This is a genomic window from Chloroflexus sp. MS-G (genome assembly GCF_000735195.1).
GTDB lineage: Bacteria > Chloroflexota > Chloroflexia > Chloroflexales > Chloroflexaceae > Chloroflexus.
Genome location: NZ_JPIM01000041.1, coordinates 21,774 through 37,939, shown reverse-complemented (window position 1 = coordinate 37,939; position 16,166 = coordinate 21,774). Strand labels below are relative to the sequence as shown.

General features: G+C 54.5%; 14 protein-coding genes. All 14 read left to right on the top strand.

Going from position 1 to position 16,166, the window contains the following annotated elements; translation table 11 throughout:
• The first annotated feature begins 178 nt into the window (after window positions 1-178).
• The 14 genes from JE47_RS0109405 to JE47_RS0109340 all read left to right on the top strand — a co-directional run bounded on the left by JE47_RS0109405 (window position 179) and on the right by JE47_RS0109340 (window position 16,100).
• A complete protein-coding gene (locus JE47_RS0109405; protein ID WP_031459512.1) occupies window positions 179-502 on the top strand; it encodes a hypothetical protein in 324 nt (107 codons plus the stop codon).
• Window positions 495-1,199, top strand: a complete 705-nt coding sequence (locus tag JE47_RS0109400) for an SDR family NAD(P)-dependent oxidoreductase (RefSeq protein WP_031459511.1) — start codon at window positions 495-497, stop codon at window positions 1,197-1,199. Before JE47_RS0109405 ends, JE47_RS0109400 begins: the two co-directional genes overlap by 8 nt.
• 26 nt (window positions 1,200-1,225) lie before the next feature.
• On the top strand, window positions 1,226-2,572 hold the full coding sequence (locus JE47_RS0109395) for an ANL family adenylate-forming protein (protein WP_031459510.1): 1,347 nt from the start codon (window positions 1,226-1,228) through the stop codon (window positions 2,570-2,572).
• A 28-nt stretch (window positions 2,573-2,600) separates the two neighbouring features.
• Window positions 2,601-4,106: a polysaccharide deacetylase family protein gene (locus JE47_RS0109390; RefSeq protein WP_051871115.1), complete on the top strand. Its 1,506-nt coding sequence runs from the start codon at window positions 2,601-2,603 to the stop codon at window positions 4,104-4,106.
• On the top strand, window positions 4,103-5,065 hold the full coding sequence (locus tag JE47_RS0109385; RefSeq protein ID WP_031459508.1) for an acyltransferase: 963 nt from the start codon (window positions 4,103-4,105) through the stop codon (window positions 5,063-5,065). The genes JE47_RS0109390 and JE47_RS0109385 overlap by 4 nt, the downstream gene beginning before the upstream one ends.
• A gap of 3 nt (window positions 5,066-5,068) precedes the next feature.
• Window positions 5,069-6,154, top strand: coding sequence for a non-hydrolyzing UDP-N-acetylglucosamine 2-epimerase (wecB, locus tag JE47_RS0109380; protein WP_031459507.1), 1,086 nt, complete (start codon window positions 5,069-5,071; stop codon window positions 6,152-6,154).
• 101 nt (window positions 6,155-6,255) lie between these two features.
• On the top strand, window positions 6,256-6,987 hold the full coding sequence (locus tag JE47_RS0109375; protein ID WP_031459506.1) for an acyltransferase: 732 nt from the start codon (window positions 6,256-6,258) through the stop codon (window positions 6,985-6,987).
• Window positions 6,988-7,018: 31 nt separating this feature from the next.
• A complete protein-coding gene (locus JE47_RS0109370) occupies window positions 7,019-8,254 on the top strand; it encodes a glycosyltransferase family 2 protein (protein ID WP_031459505.1) in 1,236 nt (411 codons plus the stop codon).
• 14 nt (window positions 8,255-8,268) lie between these two features.
• Complete coding sequence (locus tag JE47_RS20465; protein ID WP_236631185.1) at window positions 8,269-8,739, top strand: hypothetical protein; 471 nt, start codon at window positions 8,269-8,271, stop codon at window positions 8,737-8,739.
• Window positions 8,736-10,490 (top strand): B12-binding domain-containing radical SAM protein, encoded by a 1,755-nt coding sequence (locus tag JE47_RS0109360; RefSeq protein ID WP_031459504.1) that lies wholly within the window; start codon window positions 8,736-8,738, stop codon window positions 10,488-10,490. Before JE47_RS20465 ends, JE47_RS0109360 begins: the two co-directional genes overlap by 4 nt.
• Window positions 10,491-10,574: 84 nt before the next feature.
• A complete protein-coding gene (locus tag JE47_RS0109355) occupies window positions 10,575-12,098 on the top strand; it encodes an ArnT family glycosyltransferase (protein ID WP_031459503.1) in 1,524 nt (507 codons plus the stop codon).
• An 18-nt stretch (window positions 12,099-12,116) separates the two neighbouring features.
• Window positions 12,117-13,607, top strand: coding sequence for a hypothetical protein (locus JE47_RS0109350; RefSeq protein WP_031459502.1), 1,491 nt, complete (start codon window positions 12,117-12,119; stop codon window positions 13,605-13,607).
• A gap of 4 nt (window positions 13,608-13,611) precedes the next feature.
• Window positions 13,612-14,841 carry a glycosyltransferase family 4 protein gene (locus JE47_RS0109345; RefSeq protein WP_031459501.1) on the top strand — a complete coding sequence of 410 codons (1,230 nt, stop codon included), beginning with the start codon at window positions 13,612-13,614 and terminating at the stop codon, window positions 14,839-14,841.
• Complete coding sequence (locus JE47_RS0109340) at window positions 14,838-16,100, top strand: glycosyltransferase (protein WP_236631184.1); 1,263 nt, start codon at window positions 14,838-14,840, stop codon at window positions 16,098-16,100. Before JE47_RS0109345 ends, JE47_RS0109340 begins: the two co-directional genes overlap by 4 nt.
• The last annotated feature ends 66 nt before the right edge of the window (window positions 16,101-16,166 follow it).

Genomic DNA, 16,166 nt, shown 5'->3' with positions numbered 1-16,166 from the left:
GGCAACCAGCGCTACGTCACCAACGGCGACCTACACGATCGTGCCAACCGCATCTCAGACACCATCGGTCACCCCATCAATCGGTAGCGTAGTACCTACACCACACATCCGGGTCTATGTTCCACTGATCACGTATTCACGTATTACCTTATCGATACAGCAATAGGAGTAACGAAATATGACGAGTCTACCCATTTCGCGAGCTGAACTGAGCAACTTGGTTATCGACGGTCTGCGTGACATCCTTGAGCAAAGTGACCGCCCCATACCCGCAACGCTTGATGAACAAACGCTTCTGTTTGGCAAAGGGGCACTGCTCGACTCGTTGGCTCTGGTCACGCTGGTAGTCGACCTTGAACAGCGTCTTGAAGAGCAGTTTGGCTTGACCCTTACGCTGGCCGATGATCGGGCAATGTCGCAGCGTCATAGCCCGTTCCGGAGTGTTGGGGCGCTGGTCGATTACCTTGAACAACTCATCAGTGAGGAGTCAGACCGTGACTGAACGAGAGGTCGTTCTTATAACGGGCAGTAGTCGCGGGATTGGGCGCTTCCTGGTTGACCATTTTCTCGAACGCGGAGCGCTGGTAGAAGGGTGTGCCCGTCATCCGGTTGACTGGGAACGACCCGGCTATACCCATCATCGTGTTGATGTGACCGATGAGAGTCAGGTCAAAGCGATGCTGAGTTCTATTCACCGTCGGCACGGACGGCTCGATATTGCCATCAACAATGCTGGGATTGCCGCAATGAACCACGCGCTGTTGACACCGGGTGAAACGGCGCGTCAGATTCTGCATGTCAACGTCTTGGGAAGTTTTCTGGTTTGCCGCGAAGCAGCCAAACTCATGCGCCGACGAAGCTATGGTCGGATTGTGAACTTCAGTACCATTGCGGTGCCGTTGCGCCTCGAAGGTGAAGCGTTGTACGCCGCAGCCAAGAGTGCCGTTGAAATGTTGACCCGCGTGCTGGCACGGGAGTTTGCTCCGTTCGGGATCACCGTGAACGCTATTGGTCCAACGCCCATCGAGACCGATTTGATCCGAGGCGTGCCGCGTGAAAAACTGCAACAGATCATCGACCATCTGGCTATTCGTCGCTTCGGAACGTTTCGTGATGTTGCCCACGTGATTGATTTCTTCGTGCATCCGGCTAGCGACAACATTACCGGTCAGGTCCTCTATCTTGGCGGCGGTGGGTGATTGGGAGCACCACATGGAGGTTTGTGATGAGCATTGGATGGCTATATGAACGCATGGCCCAATGGGCGTCGCATCCGGCAATTGTCTGGCACGACCATCCATACACCTATCACGATCTGCTCTCGCGCATCAAGACCTGGCACGACATACTTGATCACCACGACGTTGGTCCTGGTCAAGTGGTCACCATTGAAGGTGATTATTCTCCGAACGCTGTGAGTCTGCTCTTAGCGTTGATCGAGCGAAACGATATTGTCGTGCCCCTCACGCCGAGTGTGGCTGCGCAGCGCGAGGAATTTCTGGCGATTGCCGAAGTACAGGTCGTGGTACGCTTCACCGATGATGATCACTGGCAGATCGAACGACGCCCGGTACACGTTACCAATCCATTGACGTTGCAATTGATTGAACGCCAGCATCCGGGGTTGGTGCTCTTCTCATCTGGCTCGACCGGTAAGAGCAAGGCTGCCCTTCACGATTTCATTCCGCTGCTCGAAAAGTTCAAAGTTCCCCGTCATCGGCGCGTAACGCTGACCTTCTTACTCCTCGACCACATCGGCGGGATCAACACGCTCTTCTATACGCTGGCAAACGGTGGTACGGTTGTGTCCGTTCCCTCACGTGATCCTGATGTCGTCTGTCGCGCCATTGAAACGCACCGTGTGCAAACCCTGCCAACCTCGCCAACGTTTCTCAATCTGCTGTTGATCTCCGAAGCCTACCGACGCTACGACCTCTCGTCGCTGGAGCTGATCACGTATGGGACGGAAGTGATGCCGGAAAGTACGCTGCAACGAATTCATGAACTATTCCCGCACGTCCAACTCTTGCAGACGTATGGCCTTTCCGAGCTGGGCATTCTGCGCTCGAAATCGCGTGATTCCAATTCCCTGTGGGTCAAGATCGGCGGCGAGGGTTTTGAGACCAAAGTCGTCGATGGGGTCTTGTGGATACGGGCCAAATCGGCGATGCTCGGCTATCTGAATGCCCCCAGCCCGTTCGATGACGAAGGGTGGATGAATACGCAGGATGTGGTAGAGGTTGATGGAGAACACATTCGCATCTTAGGCCGACGAAGCGAGATCATCAACGTAGGCGGACAAAAGGTATACCCGGCTGAAGTAGAGAGTGTTTTGTTACAGCTACCGAATATCAAAGATGTCGCAGTGGTTGGTGAACGGCATCCGATCACCGGCCAGATTGTGACAGCGCGCATTAATCTGTTCGAGCCGGAAGACCTGACCGAGTTGAAGCGACGAGTCCGTGCATTCTGTCGCGAACGACTGGCACCGTACAAGATTCCGGTCAAGATTGTCATTACCGACCAGGAACAGCACAGTGCCCGCTTTAAGAAGATGAGGAAATCGTCGTAGCCGTGGTGTGGATGAACCTGGAATATCTATGATACCGATAGTTCATCTGGCAATCGATCCGATGCTGGCACCACAACGCCCTGAAATCACCTATACCTGGCGCACGTTGCTTACCGGTATGGGGTATGGCTGGCAGGAACTACCGTGGAATGCCTCAGCGGTAACGATTGCCTACGTTACCGATCCAGCGCTGGCACCATCGGCTCAGATAGTGATCCATGCTCAGCCTGAACGTTGGGCCAACCCTCAGCAGGTTCGTTTGATCGGCCATACGCAATGTCACGGCTACACCTTACCGCGTCTGGAAGGCGATACCTCGCAGGCATACCCGCAGGTAGTTAATGGCAGCCTGCATATTGCCGATGACCCGATTTTTGCTGCGTTTTGGCTGCTCAGTGGCTACGAAGAAGATCAATATCCGACGCTCAAACACGGCTATCGCGATTTGAGTGGTTCGCCAATGCTCACCGCAGGCTTGCTACGCCGCGGATTAGCCTCGGCGATTGGCTGCTGGCTGACAGACATGCTCCAGCGATGTGGATTGCCGCGTGGACTACCTCGTTGGCCCAATGGGGCTATGCTAGCAGCTTCTTGTGGTCACGATGTTGATTACCCAGAGATTGTGCGCTGGCTAGAACCACTGCGTATTCTGCATCGACAGGGCATCAGAGGGCTACGGGCTGCATTTGATGTGGTACGTGGTCGGCGTCACCACTGGCATTTTCACTCATGGATGGCGCTCGAAGAACGACTCGGTACTCGTTCGGCGTTCTACTTCGTAGCCCGCCAGGGTTCGTTGCTGGAATACGCTACCGGTCGGCCCGATCCCTTCTACAACGTACAGGCTCCTCACTTCCGTCAACTCTTTCGCGAATTGAGTGCTGCGGGCTGGGAAATTGGTCTTCATGCCAGTTATCTGGCCTATACCGATTACAACATCTTCGTGGCAGAACGCGAGCGACTGGCTACGGCCAGTGGTCAGCCTATTGAGGGGAATCGTCATCACTACTGGCATCTCGATCCCCGCCAACCAGAACAAACGCTCCTTCTACACGAACAGGTTGGCTTTCAATACGATGCTTCGCTGACCCATAACCATTATATGGGCTGGCGACGGAGCAGTACTTGGCCCTTCTTTCCGTGGCATCGGAAACTCCGGCGGGCAATTCGGACACTGCAACTGCCTACAGGCTGGATGGACGATCATCTGTTTGGGCAGAAACAATACAATCCCGGTGAGCGCCACGGCTTGTTGGATGAATTACGTGACACAGTTACGCAACAGGGAGGTCTGCTGCTGGTCGATGTGCATGATTATGTCTATGATGATGTCCTCTTCCCCGGCTGGGCAGCGACCTATCGTGCATTGTGGGAAGACCTTGCCGCACGTGGGCGTGTCTGGTTTGCCACCCCGGCAGCGATTGCCAGACACTGGATAACACGAGCAAATCAGCTTGCAGCCGTCAGTACCGGTCTAAATGAAGAAGCGATGAACCAACCGCTTTCCCTGAAGACTTCATCACAGCCGATATGAACATCTTGCGAACTGTCATTTTTTGGTTGCTCTTTATTATGCCACCGGCGTTCAAGCCGATGATCTTACGCATTGCTTGCGGTGCCCAGATCGGGCGGGGGGTATCAATTGGCTGGTTCAGCACAGTGATGGGCCATCATATCAGTATCGGTGATTACAGCGCCATTCGTCCGCTGACAGTTATTCATTGCGGTGGTGATCTCAGAATTGGACGCTACAGCATTATCAGCAGTTTCACGCTGGTTTACGGTGCTGCCGGGATGTGGATTGGCGATCACTGTTACATCGGCCCGCAATCGCTCATTAACACCGAAGAAGAGGTGCGAATGGGTGATTGGAGTGCACTTGGGGCGCGTTGTACGGTCTACACGCACGGCTCATTCTTGCCCTACACGGAAGGTTACTGGGTACGGTTCGCACCGGTGGTCATTGGTCAGCGGGTTTGGTGTGCAGCCGGTGTCTTTCTCCATCCCGGCACAACGATTGGCGATAACAGTTTTGTAAACTCGCGTTCAGTCGTCAGTGGCGAAATCCCGGGCGACTCGATTGTCGAAGGCCATCCGGCGCGGGTTGTAAATACGATGAGTCGGATGCAGCGCACGATCACGCCACGCCGACTTGAGGCAATCGCTGCACAGATGCTGCGTCACTTTCTGACTATTGGTGTGCATCACGGCGACTTGCAACTGCTAACTGAGGAACCGCATCCACTGGTTCAAGTTGGTCAGCACACGTACCGCATTGTGCTAGTGCCGGCAAGTGGTGATATTCCCTATTCTGACCCTGATCAACCAACCCTCTGGATCATCTGTCGGCATCATTGGCGTCCAGCGCAGTCAACCCTTTGGCTTGATTTAAAGACCAACCAACGTAGTGCTGATCGTAACGCAGTGCTCGACGCATTGTGCACGTTTTTGCAGCGCTATTACGGTGTTCAACTCGAATACGAAGAGAGGTAAACGATGGCTCGTGTTCTGACCGTTCTCGGCACTCGACCTGAGATTATTAAACTCTCACCACTTATTCCCCTGCTTGAAGAGCGTTTCGATCATATTCTGGTACATTCTGGCCAGCACTATTCGTATGAAGTTGATGCCATCTTTTTTGAAGAACTCAACCTCCCGCGTCCACGTTACATGCTCGGCGTCGGTTCAGCCCAACACGGAGAACAGACAGCCCGTATTCTTTCGCGCCTGGAGCCAATCTTGCTGCAAGAGCGGCCCGATCTTGTGCTTGTTCAGGGCGACACCAACACCACAATGGCCGGCGCGCTCTGTGCAGCGAAGCTAGGCTTTCCGGTGGTGCATCTGGAAGCGGGCGGGCGTTCGTTTAATCGGGCAATGCCCGAAGAACTGAACCGCGTGATTGTCGATCATATCGCTGAAATTCTGTTGGCTGCCGACGAAATAGCTGCGGCGAACTTGCGCGCTGAAGGGCTACCGGAAGAGCGGATCCACGTCATTGGCTCGACAGCAATCGATGCGGCGCTCCGGCATCGCGAGCGCGCAGCGAAGAGCACAATTCTGCAACAACTGGAATTAACACCGGGTGAGTATCTGGTCTTAACGTTACATCGCGCCGAAAATACCGAGCCAAATACACTGCCGGGGATTGTTCGGGCCTTTAACGAGCTGGCTGAAACCTACCGGATAGTCTTTCCGGTGCATCCACGCACTGCGGCCGCCCTTGAACGACAGGGTTTGCAGCTCTCACCACGGATTCTGGCGATCCGTCCACTGGGTTATCTTGACACCCTCTGTCTGGTACAGTCGGCGCAGGCCCTGCTCACCGACTCAGGTGGTCTTCAGGAAGAGGCTGCCGTCTTAGGGACACCCATCCTGCTGGTACGCAACGAAACCGAATGGCGCTATTTGGTTGAGGCTGGTGTAGCTGTGCTCATCGGCAACACCTACGAGAGCATTCTCACCGGCACTGCAACCTGGCTCAGTCCTCCTGGTTTAAGTCGTCTTCGCACTGCTCGCTCCCCTATCGTTAGTGGGGCAGCCGAACGTGCCGTTGTGATTATGGAAGCATCTATTAGTAGATAATTATTTTTTTGTCACCAACATATCTACTAATCGTTAGTCAATATTCAGACCTATCAACTATTCTACAAACGCCCAGTGCTCGGATGAGCTTCAGGATACCTATGGAAGAGCGACTACGTCTCTACTTGAGTCGACAGGCAAGCTCACTAACCCGCTACATCAGCGAGCAGGTCGTGCAAAGTATTTGTGGTTGGATACCTGGCCTCGTTGGGATTGGCTTGCGAGCGTTAGTGTACCGGACGCTGATGCACATCGACGGGATCGTTGCTATCGAAGACGGCGTTCGGATCCGCTTTGCCGATAATGTTCGCTTAGGGAAAGGAGTGTACCTCGATCATGGGGTCTATCTGCACGCTTGCCCTGGCGGAATCACGATTGGCGACGAGAGTATGGTGATGAAAAACGCCATCCTGCATGTATACAACTTTCGCAATCTCCCGCACAGTCACATTACCATCGGCAGACGTTCGCTCATCGGTGAGAGCTGTATCTTGCGCGGGCAAGGCGGTATCACCATCGGCGATGATGTGTATCTGGGTACGCTGGTGCAGATACTGGCCGTCAATCATGTCTTCCACGATACGACTCGCCCGATTAGTATGCAGGGTATCACAGCGCAAGGGATCAGCATTGGTGATGGATCGTGGATTGGGAGCGGCGCAATTATCCTCGATGGTGTGCGGATCGGGCGTAATGTCGTTGTGGGGGCTGGAGCTGTCGTAACCAGGGATGTTCCCGATTACTGCATTGCCGTGGGAAATCCGGCTCGGGTCATTCGTAATCTACGCACCGATCCATTCCCACACGAACAACATTCTGTGCCGGTCTACTGAGGGGGTTATATCAGCAGGGGGAGGGGAACACATGACGACACTTTCCGTTGTGATACCGGCGTACAATGAAGAAGATGGCATTGCTGCTATTGTCGAGCGAGTCCTTGCTATCCGCCCGGCACTGAAAGAGGTTGGGATCGACGATCTGGAGTGCATTGTCGTTGACGATGGCTCGAAAGATCGAACTGCGGCAATTGTGCAAGGTTTCGGTGATCAGGTGCGGCTGATTCGGCAGCAGAATCGCGGTTACGGTGGCGCACTAAAGACCGGCTTCAGCCAAGCTCGCGGAGAGCTGATCGGATTTCTCGATGCCGATAGTACCTATCCTCCCGAATATTTTCCCGCTATGTGTAAAGTCGCTCTCGAGGGGGCAGATATTGTGATCGGTAGCCGGATGGCTGGCGAGCACAGTGAGATGCCATTGGTGCGTCGGATTGGTAATCTGATCTTTGCCACCATGCTCTCACTGGTAGCCGGTGTACGGATAAGCGACAGTGCAAGTGGTCAGCGCGTTTTACGACGATCGATTCTCCCTATTATCTACCCACTGCCAAACACCCTCGATTTTACACCGGCCATGAGTACCCGTGCCCTTCATGAAGGGCTGCGCATGGTCGAGATTCCCATTCCTTACAAAGAGCGTGCCGGACGGAGCAAACTGCATGTGATTCGCGACGGTCTCCGATTCACTAAATCGATTGTCTGGACGGCGCTAACATATAATCCGGTGCGCATCTTCGGCGGGATCGGTCTCTTGTTACTGCTGTTAGCCGGACTGATCATTGGGGGGCAGAGCCTTGGCATCGCCCTTGGCTTCCTGGGTGGTTGGTCATTCCCTCAGCTCTTTGGCGCACTGGTGTTGGCTGTCGCCGGAGTGACACTCTACACCACCGGTACTTCGTTTAGCTACCTGGTGACGCTATTCCATAAACGGGCCATTCGCCAGGGTTTGTTCGGTCGGCGCGGCAATGGACGACGGATCGAGCGCCACTACTGGTGGTTGGGATTACTGGCAATAGGTGGTGGATTCGCAACCTATGTGGCGGCGGTCGCTTTTGATCTGACCAACCCTACCTTAGCACACTCGTGGTTTGCACCGGTTGTCAGTGCCATGCTCGTCTTGACGGGCGTTCAACTGGTCAGTGCCTGGGGTTTGGTGCGAGTTTTGGCCGAGCTAAGCCGACGTGAGATCGAGCAGGAAGCCGATCTGAATTGGACTTACACACCACTCACGACACCGGTCGAAGCAGCAGCCCAGACAGCGTAATGAAGGAAGCATCCGTGGAACCATTCTTCAGATGGAGCGAACAACATCTTGGCCAGAGCCACTATGTTCTCGGTTATTTGATAGTCTTGGTTAGCCACAACTGGCCGATCATCTTCGCACTAGGGTCAGCATTATGGTTGAGTATTCGGCTCTACCGGACACCTACCCGTGCCAATGCTGTCTGGCTTTTTAGTGCATTGCTCTTTGGCTTAGGGTACGAATATGAAAAGCATATTGCCGGTGAATTTCATCAAGCGATCGATATGCTATTTGGCTACGAGATTGCCGGCTGGAATCGACCACTCCATATTCTGGTTGGACCAGTTGTAAATACCGGTTTTGTGATAATGACCTTCGCCATGATATGTCATGGCATACAACTTTCGTTTGGTGCAAGATTTATAGCGCAATTTCGCCGCTGGTATCCTGCCCGCATCACCAAGAGACGAAGCGGCGCGACACTATCAGAAAGGGAAAGACCATGAGCGAGCAGGAAACGAGTCCGGTTCAGCGCAAACAGGCACCCGGCGACAAACCAACAGGGATTAAGCTGGTTGCACCCGCCCGCCCAAACGAACGGGCCGGTGAAATCCGCTTTGTTGAGATGCCACGTGAAAAGACCCCACGGCTCGACGTGTTGGTGCTCAACCCACCATCACCTGACGGCGATCTCTTCTTACGAGACATTGCCCGTGTCGGTCGTCGCACTCGTGACGGCATTATCTGGCCACAAACCGCATTAGCTCAGATTGCCGCTGTAGTGAAAGAGGCTGGCTATACGGTCGAAGTTATCGATGCAATCGGGTTGATGATGGATTGGAAGTCGTTCGAGAAATATATGTGGGAAAAGAAGCCGCGCTATATGATTATCCACGCAACGGCTCCCACTTTAACGAACGACATGCGCACAACCTTCATCGGCAAAGCAGTGGGGACCATTACGATGGCGATCGGTACCCACGTCACGCCGATGACCCGTGAAACGCTTGAGTCGTACCCAACGCTCGACATCGTGGTACGTGGCGAGCCAGAGTTAACCATTGTTGACGTCATTCGCACGATTGATCGGGTGGTCGAACAAGAGCGCGCTGCCGAGACGGTAGCGGTTGGCAATCCCGATCTTACGCCGCCGTGGCGCAAATTGCCCTTTCCCGATGCTTCCTATCTGACAACGCGCGGTCGATTTTTAGGTGTGCATCCCAAAATTATTGCCAAAGCACTCCGCGAAACCCTAGGCGTTGGCTACCGCGACGAACACGGTGAAGTGCGGATCAACCCTGACCGACCATTTATCGAAGACCTCGACACGCTGCCCATTCCGCTTCACGATCAGTTGCCGTGGCAACGTTACAAAGTTCCTATTGTCGGTGGCCCTTACACGTTCGTTCTCACCAGTCGCGGTTGCCCGGCCGGTTGTCGTTACTGTATCAAGCATGTGACCTATCAGTCGAGTGTGCGTCATCGCAGCCCGCATCACGTCTTGCAAGAGATGGTGATGCTGAAAGAAATGGGGATGAAGCACATTCACTTTGAGGCCGACCTGTTTACCGTCAAAAAAGAGTTCGTTTACGATCTCTGCCATACAATCATCAAAGAGGGCTTAAAGCTGCGCTGGAGCTGCAATAGCCGGGTAGATTTTGTTGATGAAGATGAGCTGCGTTTAATGCGCAAGGCCGGTTGTTTCATGATCGCCTGGGGATTGGAGAGTGGGAGTGAAGAGATTTTGAAGCGTGCCCGTAAAGGTACGACAGTAAAGCGGATCGAAGAAACGATTGCTGCCAGCCATCGTGCTGGAATTATGAACTGGGGGTACTTCATTATTGGTCTGCCCGGTGAGACGGTGGAAACGATTCAGCAGACCATTGCCCTCTCGAAGCGGCTGCCGCTCGATATTGCGCTTTTCCACATTGCCACACCCTACCCCGGTACGCCATTCTACTACGAAGCCGTCGCTAATGGCTGGATTCGAATGAATCAGTGGGAAGACTATGATATGTACTCCCACACCGTCTTGAACTATCCCCACCTCAGTTCGGCCGATCTTGAGTATTGGGCCAAACGTGCTGCGCGTGAGTGGTCGTTACGGCCACGACCGATTATGACCTTCCTTAAAGGCGCGGCAAATCCGGAAACCTGGGGACAACTCTGGCAAATTGGTATCAACCATCTGAAGTGGATCGGCGCCAGACCGAGCGATGAAGGGCTACGGCGACTGAGCGGTAGCGGCACGATGTAAGGCATTAGTAGCGAATATCCAACACGCGGTGGCGCGGCAAAGTGATCGCCGCGCCACAGGATCGTTATTGACTTTGGGGAGCCTATGGACGGGCAACTTGCCACCAACCAGGTGAATCCTTTATCAGTACTGGCGCGTTCCGGTGAACGAGTCGCAGCACTGGTACTGATCGGTACGATTGTGTTGCTGGCATTCGTTAATCTTCCGTATGCGCCACGTACCTGGTTTGACGAGGGATCGCACCTGCACGTGCCAGAAACGCTGATACGCCACGGTGTTTACGCCGACATCAGCAGCGAGGGGTTCCGTTATTTTGGGCCGACAATTGGTGTAGGGCCGACGGTTATGATCCCGATTGCGCTGGTCTTTCGTCTTGTCGGTATTGATCTGCTGGCTGCGCGGCTGGTGATCGTGGTGTATTTGTTGGTTGCCCTCTGGATCTTTTACCGGCTCGCCCACCGCCTACACGGCAAGTCCCTCGCTTTATTGACTGTCTTGCTCTTAATCGCGTCACGTACCCGTGGATTTGAGGGCATGATCGAGTACGGACGTCAGGTATTAGGCGAGGTACCAGGACTGGCCTGGCTTGGAGTAGGGTTGCTGGCGTACACCAGTGCAGTGTTGCATCCAGATCATCGCCGTCGCAATGCACTACTTGCCGGAATCGGTTTTGGCCTGGCCTTGATCACGAAAAACCAGTTTGCCCTGATTGTTGCCCCATCGCTCTTGTTGTTAGCGTTTCTTGACTGGCGCTTCTTTCGGGTTGGAGACTGGTGGTTGCGTCTTGCGCCACCGGTCATAGCCAGCAGTATGTTTGCCGGTTGGTTGCTGATCATGCTGGCCTTTCTTGGCCCGGCTGATTTCAGTGCCAATCTGGCTAAAACGCGCCAGTCTGCGGGTGGGGCCATCTTTGTCTTTGACATTGACGCCAGTACACGAGCGATCCGCTATCTGGTGCAAGTGTACGGTGGCTTGCTCATTCCGGCCCTATTGTACAGTCTCTGGCGTTGTCGTCAGCGCAGTGCCAGGGCCTTCGCCGAACTAGTACCAACGTTGCTTGCCCTCCTCTGGCTGAGCTGGTACCTGGTTTCTCTTGGCTGGCCCCGTTACGCCTTTCCTGCCGTTGCGCTCGGTGCCCCAGCAGTAGCCCGCATGATCGGTGATCTGCTGAACTGGCTCTGGAGTCGCCGTCAACCGCTGTTCGCTACGGCAATCGGCATGTATCTCATCCTGGTCGTTGGCTTCTCGCTCAGTCTAACCGCGCAGGTTGTCTTTCGTCCAGATGACTCAGCCCAACGCATGGCAGCTTTTCTCAATCAGCATGTGCCTACCACAGTCATTATTGAGACGTGGGAACCAGAGTTAGCTATCTTTACCGATCACAACTACCACTACGTTCCAACTGAACTGCTGGATGGAGCGGTTCGTCACGCCTGGTTAGGTGGGCCACCGGTTATCTACGACGGTTTAGCCAACAGGCCACCGTATGTTCTTACCGGCGCCTTTAGCACGTATACCGGAATCTACAATAACGAACACTTGCAACGTGATTATATCCCGCTTTACAGTGCCGGGCCTTACACTCTGTGGCAGCGAAGGGTGCCCTGAGCAGGAGAAGGAACGTCGATGTATCGGTTTTGGCTTATTGTAATGCTGCTCTTTTGTAGCTACGCTTACGTCTTACCACGTTGGTCTGACTGGAATCAAAATTCACGCTTGAATCTGGTGCTGGCCCTGGTTGACGATGGCAGCCCACGGATCGACCGCTACGTCGAAAATACGGGAGATTATGCGATCTACAACGGTCATGCCTACACTGATAAGCCTCCGGGTCTGTCATTTTTGGGTGTGCCGATCTACGTGATGATGCGGCCACTTCTCGATGCGCCACCGGTACGAACACAGTTAGAGCGAATCGGTGATCGGTTTGAGAAGACCCTGAATCCAGAGGGTAGTGGCTTACGGATTGATAAGATTCGTTTTGCCCTGATCCAGTATGCGCTAACGCTTGTTCTTGTCGCGTTACCAGCCGCTTTGTTTGGTGGTCTTTTCTTTCTCGTCTTGCGACGGCTCGGAGTTGCGCCAATTCCGGCCAGCATTGGCACTCTTGCCTATGGGTTGGCAACCAGTGCTGCCCCTTACGCCAGTAATTTCTACGCTCACCAACTGGTGGCAGTGCTACTCTTCACCGCCTTCGTCCTGTCCTGGTCGCCACACTCAGGTTGGTCCCCCGTTGTTAGCGGTGTCGTAGTGGGGTTGCTGCTGGGTTGGGCCGTGATCAGTGAATATCCGACTGCACTGGCAGCAGCAGTTATTGGGCTGTACGCAGTCTACCGACATGGATGGCGCTGGCTGGTCTCGCTGACCCTGGGCGGATCGTTCCCTATTGCACTGCTGGTAATGTACGACCTTGCCGCTTTTGGCACACCGTGGCCAATAGGCTATGCCCACTCGGCGCTCTGGCAAGAGCAGCACCATACCGGCTTTATGAGTCTGGTCGGACCGCAGTGGGAAGCGATCTGGGGACTGACTTTCAGTGATTTTCGCGGTTTATTCTTTCGGGCACCGTGGCTATTACTGGCAATTCCAGCCTACTGGTTCGGATGGAAACAACGAACGCATCGTGCCGAGTGGTGGGTACTCTTGCTGGTACCGCTCAGCTTCCTGATCTTCTACGGTTCATCGATCATGTGGTGGGGGGGCTTTGCTGCCGGCCCGCGCTACATCGTCCCGATGATCCCGTTCCTTGCCCTACCGGCTATCCTTTTCAGCGCATCAGTCTGGTCTCGTCCTGGCTGGCGTAGTGGCGTTCTGTTCCTTATCGCTGGCTCGTTCGGATTAGTCTGGATGGAAGTAACCGCTACGCAGCTCTTTCCAACAGACGCAATTCGCTCGCCCTGGTCTGACTACATCGTTCCAGCATGGCGAAATGGCGAAATCGCCCGCAATCTGGGCATGGTTCTGCACCTGGAAGGGCCGCTGAGTCTGGTACCACTCCTGCTCCTGATCACAGTCGGCGTTATCTTCCTCTTCCGTTCGCTACCCGGCGATCAGCCTTCGGCAACGACGGTGCAACCAACGCTTGTATCGTTACCTGTCGTGCCGCCACAGGGGTGAATATATGCGCATTTTACTGTTAACCCTGATCGCACCCTATCCACCTGACAGTGGCCCCAAAATCAAGACCTACAACGTCTTACAATACCTTTGTGAACGACACGAGGTTACGCTGGTCTCGCTGGTACGTAGCGCTCAAGAACAGGCAAACGCCGAATCGCTACGTCGGATCTGTCGTGAGGTGTACACAGTTCCCTTCCGCCGCTCGCGCTGGAAAGATGCACGTTTTCTGGCGATCAGTGCCCTCACGGGCGTCTCGTTTATTCTCAGTCGAGATGCCTCACCCGAACTACAGCGGCTCCTCCACAGACTGACAACGCGAGAACATTTTGACATTATCCATGCCGACCAGCTCAATATGGCTCCTTTCGCTGTCGATCTGTCCGGTGGTGCCCGCATCGTCGATCAACACAATGCCGTGTGGACTATCGTGGCCCGTATGGCTGCCCGCTCCCATCTGATCCAGCGAATTGGATTGCAAATCGAGGCACGTCGGTTGCGCCGTGCCGAGGCACGGCTATGTGCCCGTTTCGACGGGATGCTGACGGTGAGTGAACCAGATTACGCTTTTCTTAGATTGGCGGCGGACGAAGCTGGAGTGACTCTGCCACCAACAAGGATCGTTCCCATCGCAATTGATACTCGTGAAGAGGCATTCGTCCATCGTAATACGCAGCCGGACACCATTCTGAGCATGGCTACGATGTTCTGGCCGCCCAATGTCGATGGTGTGATCTGGTTTGTCCGCGAAGTGTGGCCGCTGGTCAAACAAGCGCTACCCAACGCCAGAGTAGCGTTGGTCGGTGCACGACCACCGGCAGCCGTGCAACGTCTGGCTGCCGATCCGGCCATTGAAGTACCGGGCTACGTTGCCGATCCGCGCCCGTACTTCGCCCGAACCGCAGCGTTGATCGTCCCTGTCCATGCTGGTGGTGGTATGCGGGTCAAAATCCTGGAGGCGCTGGCTCGTGGTTTACCGATTGTCTCGACCACCATTGGTTATGAGGGGATTGATGTCGTTCCCGGTCGGCACCTGCTGGTGGGTGATGACCCGGCCACATTTGCCGGCGCGTTGATCCAACTCTTCCGGAATCCCGAATTGGGCAGACAATTGGCCGACCAGGGACGACAACTGGCCGTCGAGCGTTACGACTGGCGGGTTGTGTGTCCGGCGATTGATCAGCTATACGCGACTGCATTGCAACGAGTGCATACGGTAACAAGTGGGTTATGACGATGAACATCCTTTTTATTGCCCCTTACACACCCTCACCCATTCGAGTACGACCGTACCAGTTTATTCGCCATCTGGCTCGACGTGGGCATACCATCACGCTGGTTTGTGTTGCCGATAATGGCCCGGCTATGAACGAGTTATGCTCACTCTGTCGGCGAGTAATTGCCGTGCCGATCCACGCCAGAGAGCACATGCTGGCATATATGCGGGCACTGCCCTCGTCATTACCGTTTCAGGCTGCCCATTGTTTAACCCCAGCGATGATTGCCGCAGTAGTTCACGAGCTACGGCGTACTGATTACGATCTGATCCACATCGAACATCTACGCGCCGCCGAAATTGGCTTAGCAGCGTTACGACAGTACGGTTTCGGCCCGCCTATCGTACTTGACGCCGTCGATAGTATCAGCCTGTTATTTGAACGCACATTTCGTCGGGGCAGCAGCCTGAGCGGTCGCTTGCGGGCACTGATTGATCTGGCCCGCACGCGCCATTACGAAGCGGCGTATCGCCATCGCTTTGCAGCAGTATTCGTCACCTCTCCAGAAGACGCCTGGGCGCTGAAAACGCTCAATCGGGTGTTGGCAGATACCGGACAGGCGCCGGTGATGGTCGTGCCGAACGGGGTCGATCTCAACTATTTTCAACCATATATCGGCCCACGTCAGCCGGCGAACCTGATTTTCACCGGTAAAATGAGCTATCACGCCAATGAAGCCGCTGCTCGCTATCTGGTTGAAGTGGTTATGCCGCACGTCTGGGCGGTTCGGCCTGAGATTACCGTTACGCTGGCCGGTGCTGAACCAGGAGCGCGTATTCGCGCATATGCCACCGATCCACGGATCACCGTCACTGGGGCAGTGCCCGATTTACGGCCCTACCTGACTCAGGCTACCATCGCAGTGGCCCCCATTCGTTACGGTGTTGGTGTGCAGAACAAAGTGCTGGAAGCAATGGCAACCGCAACTCCGGTCATTGCGGCACGCCAGGCTACGGTGGCACTGCACGTGAAACCGGATCGTGACCTGATCGTAGCCGATGAAGCTGTCGACTTTGCCGACGCCATCTTAAACTTATTGGCCGATCCCGAACGAAGAGCCAGGCTTGGCTCCGCCGGAAGAGCGTATGTCGAACAATACCATGACTGGCAACAAAGTGTTGCTCAACTAGAAGCCAATTATTACGCAATGACAGTCGGCAGAAGCGCCATGAAGAAATTTTCATATAACGGTCACACATTTTTAGAGGAACTTTAGCTTGAACGTAGATAATCTAACCACCTAATCGTTCTCATCTTGCCATCACATCTCCAAAACGTTTAC

Coding starts and splice junctions, on each gene's coding strand:
- JE47_RS0109405 (WP_031459512.1), top strand. CDS start 179: ATGACGAGTCTACCCATTTCGCGAGCTGAACTGAGCAACTTGGTTATC.
- JE47_RS0109395 (WP_031459510.1), top strand. CDS start 1,226: ATGAGCATTGGATGGCTATATGAACGCATGGCCCAATGGGCGTCGCAT.
- JE47_RS0109390 (WP_051871115.1), top strand. CDS start 2,601: ATGATACCGATAGTTCATCTGGCAATCGATCCGATGCTGGCACCACAA.
- JE47_RS0109385 (WP_031459508.1), top strand. CDS start 4,103: ATGAACATCTTGCGAACTGTCATTTTTTGGTTGCTCTTTATTATGCCA.
- wecB (WP_031459507.1), top strand. CDS start 5,069: ATGGCTCGTGTTCTGACCGTTCTCGGCACTCGACCTGAGATTATTAAA.
- JE47_RS0109375 (WP_031459506.1), top strand. CDS start 6,256: ATGGAAGAGCGACTACGTCTCTACTTGAGTCGACAGGCAAGCTCACTA.
- JE47_RS0109370 (WP_031459505.1), top strand. CDS start 7,019: ATGACGACACTTTCCGTTGTGATACCGGCGTACAATGAAGAAGATGGC.
- JE47_RS0109360 (WP_031459504.1), top strand. CDS start 8,736: ATGAGCGAGCAGGAAACGAGTCCGGTTCAGCGCAAACAGGCACCCGGC.
- JE47_RS0109355 (WP_031459503.1), top strand. CDS start 10,575: ATGGACGGGCAACTTGCCACCAACCAGGTGAATCCTTTATCAGTACTG.
- JE47_RS0109350 (WP_031459502.1), top strand. CDS start 12,117: ATGTATCGGTTTTGGCTTATTGTAATGCTGCTCTTTTGTAGCTACGCT.
- JE47_RS0109345 (WP_031459501.1), top strand. CDS start 13,612: ATGCGCATTTTACTGTTAACCCTGATCGCACCCTATCCACCTGACAGT.
- JE47_RS0109340 (WP_236631184.1), top strand. CDS start 14,838: ATGACGATGAACATCCTTTTTATTGCCCCTTACACACCCTCACCCATT.